Annotated in this window: 15 protein-coding genes; 9 read left to right on the top strand and 6 right to left on the bottom strand. The window is 51.9% G+C overall.

Translation table 11 applies throughout. The features are described 5' to 3' along the window. Positions 1 to 11 precede the first annotated feature (11 nt). The 4 genes from AB6B37_RS03060 to AB6B37_RS03045 are packed head-to-tail and all read right to left on the bottom strand — an operon-like array spanning position 12 to position 6,719. Positions 12 to 446 (bottom strand): copper-binding protein, encoded by a 435-nt coding sequence (locus AB6B37_RS03060; protein ID WP_371397435.1) that lies wholly within the window; start codon positions 444 to 446, stop codon positions 12 to 14. After that, a complete protein-coding gene (locus AB6B37_RS03055; protein WP_371397434.1) occupies positions 443 to 3,637 on the bottom strand; it encodes an efflux RND transporter permease subunit in 3,195 nt (1,064 codons plus the stop codon). The genes AB6B37_RS03060 and AB6B37_RS03055 overlap by 4 nt, the downstream gene beginning before the upstream one ends. After that, positions 3,634 to 5,379, bottom strand: a complete 1,746-nt coding sequence (locus AB6B37_RS03050) for an efflux RND transporter periplasmic adaptor subunit (RefSeq protein ID WP_371397433.1) — start codon at positions 5,377 to 5,379, stop codon at positions 3,634 to 3,636. Before AB6B37_RS03050 ends, AB6B37_RS03055 begins: the two co-directional genes overlap by 4 nt. Continuing rightward, on the bottom strand, positions 5,376 to 6,719 hold the full coding sequence (locus AB6B37_RS03045) for a TolC family protein (protein WP_371397432.1): 1,344 nt from the start codon (positions 6,717 to 6,719) through the stop codon (positions 5,376 to 5,378). The genes AB6B37_RS03050 and AB6B37_RS03045 overlap by 4 nt, the downstream gene beginning before the upstream one ends. A 592-nt stretch (positions 6,720 to 7,311) precedes the next feature. Here AB6B37_RS03045 and AB6B37_RS03040 point away from each other — a divergent pair. From AB6B37_RS03040 to AB6B37_RS03020, 5 genes are all read left to right on the top strand, one after another. Continuing rightward, positions 7,312 to 7,584, top strand: a complete 273-nt coding sequence (locus AB6B37_RS03040; RefSeq protein WP_371397431.1) for a metal-sensitive transcriptional regulator — start codon at positions 7,312 to 7,314, stop codon at positions 7,582 to 7,584. An 11-nt stretch (positions 7,585 to 7,595) separates the two neighbouring features. Continuing rightward, entirely contained in the window at positions 7,596 to 7,955 is a 360-nt protein-coding gene (locus AB6B37_RS03035) for a copper resistance protein CopC (RefSeq protein ID WP_371397430.1), read from the top strand. 8 nt (positions 7,956 to 7,963) lie between these two features. After that, a complete protein-coding gene (locus tag AB6B37_RS03030; RefSeq protein ID WP_371397429.1) occupies positions 7,964 to 8,809 on the top strand; it encodes a copper resistance D family protein in 846 nt (281 codons plus the stop codon). 220 nt (positions 8,810 to 9,029) lie between these two features. Continuing rightward, positions 9,030 to 9,557 carry a DUF305 domain-containing protein gene (locus AB6B37_RS03025; protein WP_371397428.1) on the top strand — a complete coding sequence of 176 codons (528 nt, stop codon included), beginning with the start codon at positions 9,030 to 9,032 and terminating at the stop codon, positions 9,555 to 9,557. A 24-nt stretch (positions 9,558 to 9,581) separates the two neighbouring features. Continuing rightward, a complete protein-coding gene (locus tag AB6B37_RS03020) occupies positions 9,582 to 10,370 on the top strand; it encodes a MauE/DoxX family redox-associated membrane protein (RefSeq protein ID WP_371397427.1) in 789 nt (262 codons plus the stop codon). A gap of 40 nt (positions 10,371 to 10,410) precedes the next feature. Here the strand turns inward: AB6B37_RS03020 and AB6B37_RS03015 are convergent, their stop codons facing one another. Both AB6B37_RS03015 and AB6B37_RS03010 read right to left on the bottom strand, forming a co-directional pair. Continuing rightward, complete coding sequence (locus tag AB6B37_RS03015) at positions 10,411 to 10,971, bottom strand: isoprenylcysteine carboxylmethyltransferase family protein (protein ID WP_371397426.1); 561 nt, start codon at positions 10,969 to 10,971, stop codon at positions 10,411 to 10,413. Then, the gene (locus AB6B37_RS03010) at positions 10,958 to 11,590 is read right to left on the bottom strand and encodes a cation transporter (RefSeq protein WP_371397425.1); all 633 of its coding nucleotides are present in this window, start codon (positions 11,588 to 11,590) and stop codon (positions 10,958 to 10,960) included. Before AB6B37_RS03010 ends, AB6B37_RS03015 begins: the two co-directional genes overlap by 14 nt. A gap of 74 nt (positions 11,591 to 11,664) precedes the next feature. Here AB6B37_RS03010 and AB6B37_RS03005 point away from each other — a divergent pair, with 74 nt between their 5' ends. The 4 genes from AB6B37_RS03005 (at position 11,665) to AB6B37_RS02990 (ending at position 15,118) form a co-directional block, all read left to right on the top strand. Next, positions 11,665 to 12,114 (top strand): helix-turn-helix domain-containing protein, encoded by a 450-nt coding sequence (locus AB6B37_RS03005; protein WP_371397424.1) that lies wholly within the window; start codon positions 11,665 to 11,667, stop codon positions 12,112 to 12,114. Positions 12,115 to 12,167: 53 nt separating this feature from the next. Next, the gene (locus AB6B37_RS03000) at positions 12,168 to 12,524 is read left to right on the top strand and encodes a hypothetical protein (RefSeq protein ID WP_371397423.1); all 357 of its coding nucleotides are present in this window, start codon (positions 12,168 to 12,170) and stop codon (positions 12,522 to 12,524) included. Positions 12,525 to 12,590: 66 nt separating this feature from the next. Next, the gene (locus AB6B37_RS02995) at positions 12,591 to 13,886 is read left to right on the top strand and encodes a TolC family protein (RefSeq protein ID WP_371397422.1); all 1,296 of its coding nucleotides are present in this window, start codon (positions 12,591 to 12,593) and stop codon (positions 13,884 to 13,886) included. Further along, positions 13,883 to 15,118, top strand: coding sequence for an efflux RND transporter periplasmic adaptor subunit (locus AB6B37_RS02990; protein WP_371397421.1), 1,236 nt, complete (start codon positions 13,883 to 13,885; stop codon positions 15,116 to 15,118). Before AB6B37_RS02995 ends, AB6B37_RS02990 begins: the two co-directional genes overlap by 4 nt. Positions 15,119 to 15,123: the final 5 nt, after the last annotated feature.

Genomic DNA, 15,123 nt, shown 5'->3' with positions numbered 1-15,123 from the left:
GGCCCAATCTATCAGTGACCGCTATGGTCCATCTTTGCGTCGAGGCAGTCTTTGCCATCAGTGTCTGTGTTGCAGATCGCCGTAATACGGTAGCTTCCATCACGGCCCTTCTTGACCATGAAACTGACATTGTCGTCTTTGGCAAATCCGGAGAGGTCAACGGCAGATGTGATACCAAATCCCATCGTCATGGCCCCCATGCCAACGCCTTCGATTTCCTGGTGGTCGATCGTCGCTTCTTTTCCATCGGGACTAACAGAGACAATGATGCCCGTTGTGTGACCTGTATCGCCCATGGATTTCATTTGATCCATTTTACTATGGTCCATTGTGCTATGGTCCATTTTCGCGTCGTCCATTTTACTATGGTCCATCTCGCCGCCGCCGCACGCAGACAGGCTTAATGCGGCCAAAGCCGTAAATGTGAGTTGAGTTAGATGTTTCATGCGGGTTCTCCTTCAAGCGTTGCATGGTTTGGTTTTATAGATTTTGGAAGTTGGCGACCGACCCAGATGAAATAGATCGCCGGAATAACTATGAGGGTGAGAACGGTTGTCGAAATCATCCCGCCAAGCATGGGCAGAGCGATGCGCCGCATGACATCTGAGCCTAAGCCTTCCGTTAGAAAAATCGGAGCTAGACCTGCCATGACTGTCAGGACGGTCATAAGCTTGGGGCGCACGCGCAAGGCTGCGCCGTGGCTTACGGCTTGGAACAGCTCTGTACGGGTTTTTGGCTCATCTGTGCGCACTTGCTGATCGATATAGAGCAGCATGACGACGGCGGTCTCGACTGCAATACCGCCCAGAGCGATGAAGCCAACCGCGACCGCAACGGAGAGGTTATAGCCCGCTAAATAAACGGCCCATAACCCGCCCACGAGCCCGAATGGCAGAGACAGCATGATGATCAGTGTCCGGTCAAGACGGCCGAAATGGAGCATGAGGAGCAGAAAAATAAGACCGATAGCGGCAGGAATGGCAATTTTCAGGCGCTCATTGGCGCGCTGTAATTGCTCATATTGACCCGACCATTCCACGGCATAACCCGGCGGCAAGGTGATGGCATCTGCAACGATATCCTTCGCCTCAGCCACATAGCCGCCAAGATCACGTCCTGCGATGTCCACGAAAACCCAGCCCGTAAGACGCGCGTTCTCAGACCGGATCATGGGCGGTCCTTCCGTATAGGCCACGCTTGCGACCTCGCGCAGCGGAATGTGTGCGCCTGTTGGCGTTGGGATCTGAATATTGCCAATGTCAGCATCGGTTTCGCGAAAGGCGCGTTCATAGCGCAGCATGATATTATAGCGCTCGCGGCCTTGAACAAACTCGGCTAATGTCATCCCGCCCAGTGCCGTTTGGATAACGCCTTGGAAAGCGCCCATGTCGATATTGCGGCGCGCCAGTTCCAAACGGTTAGGTGTAATCTCAAGATATTTACCGCCGAGAACCCGGTCAGCAAATGCAGAGCGCGTGCCGGGGATATCCGTCACAACGCCTTCAATCTCGCGCGCAATCGCTTCGATTTGCGTGAGGTCATCACCTGTCACCTTGATACCAATGGGCGTGCGAATACCCGTCGAGACCATATCCATCCGAATTTTAATCGGATAACCCCAAGAGTTCACGAGGCCCGGCATTTGAAGACGGCTATTTAGATCATCCACGATACCGTCGGCGGTCATGCCTGCGCGCCATTCGGACTTAGGCTTTAGTCTTATCCAGCTCTCAATCATGGTCAGCGGCGCAGGGTCAGTTGCCGTATCGGCGCGTCCCGCCTTACCAAAGACCGACTCGACTTCGGGAACCGTTTTAATGACGCGGTTGGTTTGGCCGAGGATTTCGCGCATCTTAGTCGAGGAGACGCCGGGTAAGGTCGTCGGCATGTAGAGAAGTTCGCCCTCATATAAGGCAGGCATAAATTCAGTGCCTAGCTTTTGAGCCGGTATAATAACACTGGCCGTAATGATGAGAGCGATGAGGACCGTTGCCCATTTTAACTTAAGCGCGGCCCAGATGATGGGCTTATAAATCCAGACAAAGAAACGGTTGAGCGGATTAGCTGTCTCTGGACGCATCTTGCCGCGTAAGAGCCAAATCATCAGCACCGGAATAAGCGTGACCGATAGTAGGGCTCCAAACGCCATGGCATAGGTTTTGGTAAAGGCGAGTGGTGAGAACAGGCGGTAGCTCTCTCCTGTCAAAGCAAAGACAGGCAGAAAGGAAACCACAATTATCAGCAGTGAGAAAAAGAGGCCGGGCCCAACTTCTTGCGCCGCCTCAATGAGGACGCGTTTGCGCGTTGGCTCGTCAGGCTTTTCGCCCAAATCTGAGAGTTTTCTCACCCCGTTTTCGACCATAACAATCGACGCGTCCACCATTGCACCAATCGCAATCGCTATGCCGCCCAATGACATAATGTTGGCCGTCACCCCTTGGCCTGACATGATGATGAAAGCCCCAAGAACGCCCAGCGGCAAAGTGATCACGGCGACAAAGGCGGCCCTAAAGTGAAGCAAGAAAAGAAATATGACGAGGGCGACGACGAGGCCTTCCTCAATCAGTTTCTTCTTTAGATACGACACAGCTCCCTCAATGAGCGGCGCGCGGTCATAGACAGTGACGATCTCCAGGCCGTCCGGTAGGCCACGCTGTAATTCCGCGAGCTTGTCTTTTACACGGTCAATGACTTCCAAGGCGTTTTCGCCGTCGCGCATTACGATGATACCTGCCACGGTTTCACCTTCACCGTTAAGCTCCACAATCCCGCGCCGCAGGGCCGGACCTTCAACGATGCGGGCCACATCTGATAATATCACAGGCGTGCCGTCTTTCGCCAACACCACGACTTGTTCCAAATCGAGGGCTGTTTTGACATAGCCTGATGAACGGATGACATATTCAGTCTCGCCTTGCTCAAGCACGCGGCCACCAACCTCGCTACTGGCAGCGCGAATAGACTGGGCAAGTTGAGCAATTGAAACGTCATAAGATTCAAGTTTGTTTGGATCGATGAGGACTTGATATTCGCGCTCAAATCCGCCGACGGAGGCCACTTCCGAAACGCCTTCCACGCCGGACAGCTCTAGTTTTAAGAACCAGTCTTGAAGGGAGCGCAGCTCTGCCAAATCTGTCTGCCCCGTTTTATCAACCAAAGCATATTGGTAGATCCAGCCCACCCCAGTGGCATCAGGCCCAATCTGAGGATTAGCATTTTCAGGGAGGTCTGACCCGAGGCGGGAAAGCGCTTCAACGACGCGCGAGCGCGCCCAATAGGGATCAACGCTATCTTCAAAGATGACATAGACAAAGCTGGTGCCAAACATGGATGAGCCGCGGACATCTTTTGTCTTTGGAAGGCCCAATAAATTTGTTGAAAGCGGATAGGTCACCAAATCTTCGACGATTTGTGGTGACTGTCCCGGAAATTCCGTTCGGATGATCACCTGTGTATCGGTCAGATCAGGAACCGCGTCGAGCGGCATGTCTTTGAGAGACAACCAGCCTCCAACGGCGAGGGCTATAGCCAGAACAATGATGATGAGTTGATTGGCAACCGACCAGGCTATCAGCTTTGCAATGGCCGATTTAGACGGATCATTGCCCGCTAAATTTTCAGTGTGAAGCTCGCTCATGGCTGTCTGCCAGACATCTCGTCTGCCATAGGGTCAGGCCATGAAATGACTTGAGCTGTTGCATCTGAATAAGGATTAGCGGGTAGACCGCCATCTTGCAGCCAAAGACGCCCCGTTTCATCATCGCTATAAAATATGAGGCCTTTGCTCTTATAGTGAGCGGGCGCGCCCAGCGTTAGCCAAGGGTCAAGCGCAGTCATCAACTGCGAAAGCTGGGCGGCCAAGGGCTCACCTGTCTTATTCTCTTTCGCCCCGCGGATGGCCGTTTCTGCCTGTTCTAAAATCGGCGATAATTTAGAGCCTGCAAATCTGCCCTTCAGGTTATCAACTAATGTGAGGGTTGGATCGAGGAAGTACGGGTCAATCGCATAGCCATCAATCAAGGCTTCATGAAAATATAGCGCGCTATCGACCATATGATCAATTTGGCTCAGCGTAGAGCCGTCTATGGGAAGCTCGGATAAAGGCGTATTTTCGTCAAAATCGGTGGCAGGCACGTTGAGTTTTGAAAGCCCTTCGCGCAGGTTAAATTCGGAATCGAGCATAAACTGACCGCTGGCCACAATACGCTCGCCTTCAGCAAGTCCTGATAATATCTCCGTGCGACCACGAACACTTGTTCCAATGGTCACATCCCGAGGCTCGAAACGGCCTTCCCCCAAAGCGACGATAACATGTGCCCCGCGTGAGTCGCGTAATATGGCTTGGCTTGGAATAGACAGCTGCGATGCGGAGGCTTCGGTTTCGTCAGCTTCAAAGACGATGTCGGCATAGGCGCCTGGTCGTAAAGAGCCGGAGGTATTATCAACACTGATCCGCACGCGGGCGGTTCGCGTTTTAGGGTCTATGGTCGGATAAATATAGTCAACCTTGCCCGATTTTGCGGCGTCAGGCGCGCTCTCAAATTTCAAATTGGCGGTTTTGCCGACTTCCATCTTCGGCAGGTCGGACTCCGGAACCGAAGCAATAACCCAGACCTTATCATAGGCCTGTAATTGCAGGATCGGATCTCCGGGTTTGAGATAGTCGCCGTCGCGCACCATGAGCTGTGTCACGACGCCCGAGCTTTCCGCATAAACAGGCACACGCTCAATGAGCTCGCGGGTCTCAGACAATCGCTCCACAAGGCTTTCTTGCATGCCTTTGGATATGAGCCTCTGGCGGACCGAGGCGATTCGGCGTGCATTGCCAATTTGAAGTGAGGCCAGATAGTCTTTTTGGGCTGCAATGAGATCAGGCGTGTAAATGCTATAAAGACGTTGCCCACGGCGCACGCTGTCACCTTCCGCCCGAACAGTCAGGCCGCTGATCCAGCCTTCAAGACGGGAGGCTGCCATAGACTCCAGCCGTGTATTCGGCTCGACTGTGCCGTAAGCTCGCAAGGCTTGATTGAAGTCTGAAACAGAGACGACGGTTGTTCTGATGCCCATTGTTTGGAGCATCTCAGGCGAGACAGATACGCCCGCACTCCCTTTGGCCTCTGTCGTAACAGGCACAAGGTCCATGCCGCAAATCGGACAGCTCCCATTGGGATCAGTCGAAATATAATGCGGGTGCATTGGGCAGGTATAAGAGCTCACCTCTTCTGCTGGCATATCCGTTTTTGATGACTGAGATTGTCCGGCTTGCATGGCCGCATGGTCATGTCCGGCTTCCAAAGCTGAGGGCATCTTTGGCGCGGGGTCACAGGCTGCCAGAATAAGGGCACTGGTGAGGACTAAAGCGAATTTAAAATATTTCATGATGTCACCAGAAGGCTGTTCATTTTTGCAATCATTTGATCGCGTAGAGTTTTTTCTTTGACGATTTCCGCGCGCAGCATGAGAATGGCGATTTCGCCGTCGATGATTGGCGAATAATCGCCGTTCCCGGACTCATATGTGATTAGTTGGGCGTCTGTCTGCGTTTCAATCGCGCGGATTTTCTGTTCAATAATGCGGATGTTTTGAACGGCTGTTTCCCGGCGGGCTTCATAGCGTGACCACTCGGATTGGACTTGTCGCGCAATGGCCGTACGCCGAGCAATGCTGGCATTCCTATCCATCTTGGCGGCACGTAAATTAGGTTCTTGGCGTTTGCCCGCCCAAAGTGGAATTGAAAAACTGACGCCGCCCGAGACCCAATCTTCGCCGTCAAAATTTGAGCGCGGGCCTTGGCCGGACTCGCGCTGTTGGTAGGTTAGATTAACCCCCCAATCGGGCTTAAAATCTGCTTCTGCGCGCTGAACATCCGCATCGGATATATCAACATTCGCATCGGCAACGCGCACGGCATAAAACCCGAGTGCATTACCCGTCCAAGGCGTCTTGGAAAGCGCAGGCGTTTCTGTTTGAGGAATAAAACCCAAGAGGTTGATGAGCTCTGCGTCTATCTGCGCGTCGCGTCCTTCTAATTCAGCCAGGGTTCTGGAAACTTCTGTGCGTTCCACATCAACTTTTGCGAGACGGAACACTAATGGGCGGCCTGCATTGATTTCAATATCGATGATGTCAGAAAGTTCGTCATATTTTGACTGACGCGCGAGTGCCAAATCCCGTTGGGCCTCAAGGCTCTGTTTCTCAATCAGGTAAACCAATAGCTGACCGCGCAACCTCGCATATTGTTGTTCAGCTTCCAGCTCTTGTTGGGCAGCGCTTCTTAAGGATTTGAGCGAGTTAGCTTTGCGTTCAGACCGGCTCGGCAAAGCCTGCCGAATGCCAACGGCTTTATTGGACGGAAGGTACTCAGAGAAAGACGGATCAAAAAGCGGCACATTATTTAACTGGAGTGACACGACGGGATCAGGCAGTCCGAGCGCGCCTTCTGCACGTTGACGATTGGCTTGTGCGCTGAGGCTGAGCGCGTCCAACGAAGGATGTGCGCGCAATTGCGTTTCTAATTCAGAAAAGGGCATAGCCCGTATCGAAGCTTGCGGCTGTTGCGCGATAGTTGTCGGACCTGCGCCCAGTAAATCAGGTGCATAAAGCGCGTCCTGAGCAAAGGCGGCAGCTTGCAAGCTCATAACGCTTATACCGCCAAGTAAAAGCGAGAGCGTGACGGTGCGAAACCGGGTCTGATAAAATGATGTGTGGCGGATAAACATCCGAAAATCTCCAATTAAACAGGCGAATAGGCTCAGAGGAAAACTCTGAACAGTCAGTCTGTTTGGAGATTAAATAAGTTGGGCGTCGAAGCGTGAGTAAGGGCTGTCAAGTCGTCCGTGAGCTTGCCTTGGAGGCGGACCCGTAATGCGCAAAAGGCGGACTTCTGGGCGCGGAAGCGTTGCCGGCATGTTGATAAGCGTTACAAATGTCAGCTCTGCTTTTGCATGGGTAACGGGGTCGCTGTCAGCCATAAAAGCCGAAGACACGGCGCAATCATCGCAAGAGGAGCAGTATTTTTCAGGGGTTTGTGTGTCGCTCCCACCTGATTTGACTTCAGGGGCCGTGTGACAAGGCGGAGATACCGTTTCAGATACTTGTACTGAATCCACAGTCATATCAACATGACCTGTCACGCAGCACGCCATGACAGGCGTGGCCATCATAATGAAGGCTGCGAATAAGCAGATGACTGTCGAAATGACTCTCATCCTTGCATTATAGACCAAAGAGATTAAGAAAGTAAATACCCCCATGGGGCATGTTGTCATCTGCAAGCGTCACGCTTTCGTGTTCATAAAATTGAGGAATACAATGTCTGCACATTCTCCCAAGACGATTAACCGCCTTAAAAGAATCGAGGGCCAAGTGCGCGGCATTATTAAAATGCTGGAAGATGAACGCTATTGCATTGATGTTTTAACCCAGATGCAAGCCGTGAAATCCGCGATGGCACGAGCGGAAAGCGAAATTCTCAAAGATCACGCGGCGGGTTGCGTAAACGCGGCCATCCAGTCGGGCGATGAGACAGCGCAGCGCGAGAAAGTCGCGGAACTGGTAGACCTTTTTGATAAGTTGAAGCGCTGAAGGATAAGCATATGAAAAGATCTGTTTTAAAATTGACGCTTGGGGCTTTTCTCATGGCGTCTTTGCTGGCTCCTACAGCTATGGCTCACACTAAGGTCCAGTCCGCTACATTAGAAGACGGCGGCGTTTACCAAACGATGCCGGATGTCTTTGATCTGGTGTTTGCGCAAAAGGTAGGGCTGGCGACTTTTTCTCTGAAAGATAGCGAGGGAAAAGCCGTTGTTGTTGATTTCACGCCGCCCAAATCTAGGGAAGCAAAATTCTCTATTCCAATGCCTGAGCTAAAAAGCGGGTTATATGAGATGACGTGGAGAGCCGTTTCTAAAGACGGGCATGTCGTCAAAGGCAGCTTGAGCTTCACAGTCCAATAAGCGTTTTCATGCTGACCGCCTTGGCCCTGATTGCAAAACTAATGCTCTATATCGGAGCTTTAGTCACAATCGGTACTTTGTTGCATTTTTGTCTCGGGATTCAGCAAAAACTAAAGAGGCTACGCACCTTCGTTGCGGTGCTTATCTTAGGGGCCATCTTAAAGCTGATCATTGCCAATGGGCAATTAGCAGGCTCATTTTCGCAAGCCTTTAATCAAGAGACTTTCGGCTGGGTTTGGCAATCTAATGGTTTTCAGTTTTTGGCGTTTATCGCTGGAGCGGGGCTAGCCACTCTCTCCAGCTTTATAAAACCGAGTGTTTTGAGAAAAATAACTGCGGCTTTTTCGATTATCCTGTTGAGCGCTGGCTTTGCGGCGTCCGGGCATACGCAAGCGGCCGAGAACATGCCGTTCCTTCCGCTATGGGTCATTCCGCATATTCTTATTGCCGGATATTGGCTTTACGCGCCCTTCAGTCTCTGGCCTGCTGATACATTGTCAGACAGAGACCTGATCCTAAGAACGGAGCGGTTCAGTCATGTTGCAATATGGGCCGTGCCATTTTTATTTGTCACCGGCTTGTATTTGTTGTGGCGACTTAACGGCAATCTATTGGATATCGGGTCAACGCTTTACGAGCGTTTGCTTATGGTCAAACTCGTGGCCGCCCTAATCTTATTGGGTGCGGGAGCCTTTAACAAATTCCGGATTGGTATCCTTTTGCAACAATCGCCTTTGGTCGGACGTCCGGCCTTGCGCAAATCACTAGGCCTTGAAGCCGTACTATTTCTATTCGTTCTGCTTTGTGTGTTATGGGCAACAACGGTGACTGGCCCTAATGGACATAGTCATTAAGATATTATTCTTTCGAGACAGGATTGATTTCATCCGCCTAAACTGTGCCTCTGCCTGACGCCCATTCTTGCTCCACGGCGTATATCCAACCAGTCGTTTTTTCAATTACAGCCCCCTTCGTGATGGTTTGCGTGAAATTCGGAACCATTTCCGTCCCTTGTCATTATACCCTATATAGGTATAAACAAAATACCCACATAGGGTATGGAAGGAGTAGAGCATGAATTCACAACACAAAAACAATTATGGCTTATTCTTCGCAATGATTGGAACCTCAACCCTCGTCATGTTGGGGCTCATGTATCTGAATAGTTATCAATTCAGTCACGTTCGGTTTTCTGAAACTCGGACCTATATGGCCATATATATGGGCGCTGCCATGGCCATTATCATGCTCGGTTTCATGCTCAACATGTATAAGAACAAGAAAGCTAACCTCGCGATTTTTGGCGGGAGCGCACTCGTTTTTATAGCCGCTCTTTTCTTGGTGCGTAGTCAAGTGACCGTCCAAGATGAAGCTTGGATGAAAGCCATGATCCCGCATCACTCAATCGCCATCATGACCAGTGAGCGCGCCGAGATTGACGATGTGCGCGTGAAGGCACTTGCCAATGATATTATTAAAGCCCAGCGCCGCGAAATCAAAGAGATGGAGTGGCTGATCAACGACATCAAAGAAAATGGAACGGCTTCGACAGACGCCGAAGCCGCAGCGCGGCCAATGCCGGAATTTGAAGGCAAGCTTTAGGGTTTAGCCTCGCAGGAGACAGTTATGAGTATTGCAGAAGAACTTGCCGTGAAAGACACGGCCCAGGGCAAAAAAGCCATCGTATACCGCATGGTCACGGATGAGCATATCTGTCCTTTTGGCATAAAGACCGTAGATCTTCTCAAACGCAAAGGTTTTGAGGTTGAAGATAATTGGCTCACAAACCGTGCTGATACGGATGCTTTTAAGGAAAAGCATGATGTGAAGACAACGCCGCAAACTTTTATTGGCGGTGAGCGCATTGGCGGCTTTGACGATCTGCGCAAGCATTTAGGGTATGAGGTGAAAGACCCGGATAAAAAGACCTACACGCCCGTTCTGGTCGTTTTCTACATATCCGCTCTACTCGCAATTGCCGCCAATTGGGCGACATCAGGCGACGTGCTGAACCTGCGGTCTTTGGAATGGTTTATTGCGTTCTCGATGGGCATGCTGGCCATGCTCAAGTTGCGAGACTTGGAAACCTTCTCAAATATGTTTGTCGGCTATGATATTCTCGCGCGGCGCGTCGTGCGCTATTCCTATGTCTATCCCTTTGCGGAAGCGCTGACCGCTATTCTCATGGTTGCGGGCGGTATCTTCGGACTCATCGCGGCGCCTATTGCCCTATTCATCGGCACGATAGGCGCGATCTCTGTTATCAAAGCCGTCTACATTGATAAGCGGGATATTAAATGCGCTTGTGTGGGCGGCGGGGTAAATGTCCCACTTGGCTTCGTATCTCTCAGCGAAAACCTCGCCATGATGGGCATGGGCGTTTGGATGATAATTAAAGCAATGGGTGTTACTTAATGGGCCGCTGTGCAAAAAACGGTTTGGCGAAGTGCCGGACCTAAAGTGTAAAATATCGGCCTACTATTTTTTTATAGTCTAAATACGATTGACCGAAAACCTGCGCCAAATGGGGCTCCTCTACTTTTGTTATCCCGACATGCACCATGAGCGCAAACACGGCGACGAAGACAAAGGCCAAGATTGATCCTGAGGCAACCGCGGCCCCCAAAAACATGAGGCCATAACCAAAATATTGTGGGTTTCTGGACCGCGTATAAATGCCGTGCGTAATCAAGGTGTCTTCTTTCAGGCCATAGACGCGCGATTGATCGCCATAGGCTTTCCGACCCAAATAGATGATATATGCACCCGCTCCGAGGACCAGCAATCCCGGAAGAACCGTCCAATATTGCGGCGTATAAAGCGTACCCTTATTTATCCACGCCATCGCAAAGGTCATTAGAGCGTGGCCGTGCATCGCAACACCCGACCAAGCCGCAAGAAATGGCGTGAGATTACCGTGCTTTGCAAAAGAGCGTTTTGCAAAAATCCCAAAGGGAATCGAGAGACATCCATTGAGTAGCATAAGACCGATTAGTAATGGTTCAGCATGTATCATGTTGCATAACCTCTCCGGATTTTAGTTCGGCTCGCGCCTGAGAAATTATTGAGACTGACGAACGCAGAAACAGTGTGGCGAGCAGAATAGCGACGACCAGATCAGGCCAAGCCGCGCCCGTTATGGCGACCACAATTCCGGCGATGATAACACCGACATTACCGATGGCGTCATTGCGCGAACAGAGCCAGACAGAGCGCACATTCGAGTCACCGTCACGCCAACGCATTAAAATCACCAGACTTGTCAGATTGGCTAATAAGGCTAAAAATCCGATAATTCCCATTGTCTCTGCTGCGGGAACCGTATCGCCCAAAAAACGATATAAAGACGATCCCAAAATAATAATGGCAATGAAAGCCAGGCTGCCGCCCTTGAACAGAGAGGCGATGGCGCGCGTCCGTAGGGAGGCGCCGATAACAAATAAGCTAATGGCATAAGTTGCGCTATCGCCTGCAAAATCGAGCGCGTCCGCCAAGAGGGCTTGAGACCCGGATTTGAGACCCGCGGTTATTTCCACAAAGAACATAACGGCATTGATAAGAATGACCGCCAGTAAGGCGCGCTTATAACCGTCCGACATCCCTTCAAAAACTTTATCGTCGCAACATCCGCTCATCTTATCGTCGTCCTCTTGTGCAATTTCGAGAATAAACTACTGTCTACAGTCACTGTAGAGGCAAGGGAAAAATTATGAGCCGAAAAACGATTGGTATTCTGTCCCGCGAATGCGGCGTGAAAGTCACGACCATTCGTTATTATGAATCTATCGGGCTTATTCGCGAGCCTGATAGAACAGATAGCGGGCAACGCATTTATGACGATGCTGCGGTCGAGCGATTAAACTTTATCCGCCATGCGAGAGATCTTGGCTTCCCAATTGAGGCTATTCGTGAACTCATTGACCTTCAGGAAAGCCCGGGAACAGACTGCGCGAGCGTTGACCGCATTGCGCGAAGCCAACTGGCTGATGTCAGGCGGCGTCTCAATCAACTCGAAGCCTTAGAGGCTGAGCTTAAAAATATGATTACAAACTGTAAGGGCGGCGTAATTGATGACTGCAAAGTGCTGCAAACCCTCTCAAACCATGACCAATGCCTAGACGTACATGATGCACACAAAGAATTTACGCCAATTGGATGATTAGAAAATTATTCTCTTGACCCTCCAGTGACTGTAGGTGCTAACTAAGCGCAATGTTTGCAATACGCTTCATATCCTCTGTCAAGATTTGGCTAACCGTCTTTGTGGCGGTTATGATGAGCTTTGCCACGGTGACGCCTGATATTCACCCCGTTGAGCCGGACGAAATCGCCTGTCAGGATGAAGGCGGGATAGCACAAGTCTCAAATGAACATAGTCCTGAACAGCCAAACAAAGCCCCCCATGATCATCATGCCCACAATTGCGGCAGTTGCCATATCCACGCGACCACGCTTCATTTTGCCTCGCTGAAACCCTCTATCGCAGATACGCTCGGATATAATCTGAACGCCTTTGACGCCGCGCCCCGCGCGGGCCCTATGGGGCTCTACCGTCCTCCCCGTGCCTAATCTTTAGTCAACGGCCAAGCTGCGCTTGGTCATCTGTCTTTAGATTATCACGAGGAATAAAACCCAATGTCAAAATTACAACGGGGCGCAATATGCGTCCTGATCGCCGCTGCCTTTTCGGGCGGAGCGGTCGCGGCTCCCTGTGGTGAGCCAAGTTCATCTGCATCGGCTATCGTGCCGGGCGCGCCGATTACCTTGCGTGCGGTTATGGATGAAATTGCCAATACTGCGCCGCAGGTCAGGCGCGCCGCCTTAGAGACCAAAGCCCGTCAGGCCGAAGTGGATCAAGCCGGGCGCCGTCTCAACCCTATCGTGGGTGTTGAATTGGAGAACTTTGCAGGCTCGGGCCCGCTCTCAGGCTTTGGAGAAACGGAAACCACGTTTTCTCTTGAGCAAACCTTCGAGCTTGGCAACAAGCGTAGCTTGCGGCGCGAGGCGGCAAACGCCAATGCGGCGCTGGCCTCTGCCGAATGCGGCGCAATCTTGCGCCAAACCCAGCTTGAAGCGGCCATTCTCTTTTATGAATTGGGCGCGGCGGTACAGGTCGCAGATTTTGCGAACGAATCTGCCGCGCTCGCGCAGACACTCGTGGAAACAGTCGAGACCCGCGTGAAGGCAGGTGCCGCAGCACCCCCTGAGCTTTCTCGCGTGAGGGCCGATGCGATTGCCCTTCAAGCGGCGGCTGAAGGCGCGAAAGCCCGCGTGCAAAGTCTGCGCTATGATCTTGCGGCGATGTGGGGGGACGCTGCGCCGAACTTCGCCGCGCCTGTCACTAAGGCCGCGTCTCTACCCTCGGCGATCCTCACGGGCGAAACCAAAATCGACTCACACCCTTTGCTCGATATGGCGAGCGCGCAAACGGTTGTCAGCGAAGCCAATCAAGATTTAGCGCAGTCACAATCCATGCCGGATGTGACCCTGAGCGCAGGCTTTCGGCGGTTTGAACAGGGCAATGACAACGCGCTGCTTTTTGGCGTAAGTGTTCCCTTTCCGATCTTTGACAAGAACCGTGACGCCGTCAAAGCGGCTGGGTTTCGGCGTCAGGCGGATATGCTCAATCGCGTAGCTGTAGAGCGGGATTTAATCTCGCAACAGAACGCGTCCCGCGCACAGCTCATATCGGCGCAAAAACAGTTGAGCCTTTTAGAAACCAACGCTTTGCAGGACGCCCGGTCTGCCTATGACGCCTCAGTGAAGGGCTATAGGGCTGGTAAGTTTGACCTGACCACAACCCTCACGACACGGAAAGCGCTGATCGACGCAAAACTAGCGGTCATCGACGCGGCTCGAACCGTCAATATCCAAGACATCACTTTACGCAGCCTGACGGGCGCGGCCCCCTTTACCGGAGACATCCAATGAAACCTTTTTTATTCTTTACAACGGCTTTAATGGCCTCAGCTATGTTTTTATCTGCCTGCGACGGCGGCGTTTCACAAAACAATTCTGCCATCTCATCAGACGCATCTCAACACACGGATGACGGAGATGTTCACGAGGATAAGCCTGGCGATAGCGAATCTGACGTTATCAAAATGTCGGACGCCGCTGCGCAAGAAGCGGGCATAATCGTTTCGCGCGCGGAGCTTGCGCCGCTTAATCAGTCTATCAGCTTGCCTGCAGAAATCAGGTTTGATGCGGACCGTATTGCCAATGTCTCGCCCCGCGTTAGCGGTATCATCGCAAAACTCTATGCGAGCGAAGGTGACGTTGTGCGGCGCGGGGATACGCTGGCGTTGATATCAAGCCGTGAGTTGGCCGGATTGAAAGCGACGTGGCTCAAGGCGCAAACGCAAGCCACATTAGCCGCCACGGCTTTGGCACGAGAAGAAAAACTCTTTTCCGAGAAAATTACGGCAGAGGCTGATGTCGAAGCTGCTCGCGCGAATTTTGAAGCGATTAATGCCGCCAAAGATGCGGCGGAAAACGAGCTTCATGCGGCGGGCGTTAGCGACGCGGCTCTCGAACGCGTGGCCACGGCTGATGATGGGGATAACGCGAATTCCTATTTAAGCGCGCCCATCGGCGGAACGGTTGTTCGCCGGGACGTCACTTTGGGCGAAACGGTGTCCGCAGGCGATGCAGGCTCCGTGACCTTATTTACAATTGCTGATGATAGCGTGGTCTGGGCAGATATTGCAGTATACAAGCAAGACCTCAGCCGCATTCAAAAACAAGCGGCGGTCGTAATTAAATCGGATGACGGCACAGTCTTATCTAAGTCTAATGTCGCTTTCATTCTTCCCATCATCAATGAGACATCGCGAACAGCCACAGCGCGGGTTGTTTTGGAAAACCCCAAGGGCAATCTTCGCCCGGGTCAGTTCGTCACCGCTGACATAAGCGTTGGACAGTCGCGACCCGTTTTGCGCGTCCCGCTGGGGGCCGTTCAAACCGTCGAAAATAAGGCGTCCGTCTTTGTGCCGATTGAGGGTGGATTTGAACCGCGTTCAGTGACGCTTGGAACCAGTTCCGGCGAGTATGTTGAAATTGTCTCCGGTCTTCGCGCGGGTGACCGTTTTGTCTCAAGCGGGGCTTTCACGCTCAAAGCGCAACTTGAAAAAGATGCCTTTGGCGGCGACCACGATCATTAGGATTA

Origin of the sequence: Fretibacter rubidus, assembly GCF_041429785.1 — a bacterium.
GTDB classification, from domain to species: Bacteria; Pseudomonadota; Alphaproteobacteria; order Caulobacterales; family Maricaulaceae; genus Fretibacter; species Fretibacter rubidus.
Note: the sequence above shows the minus strand (reverse complement) of the source record. Positions and strands in the feature narration are given on the sequence as shown.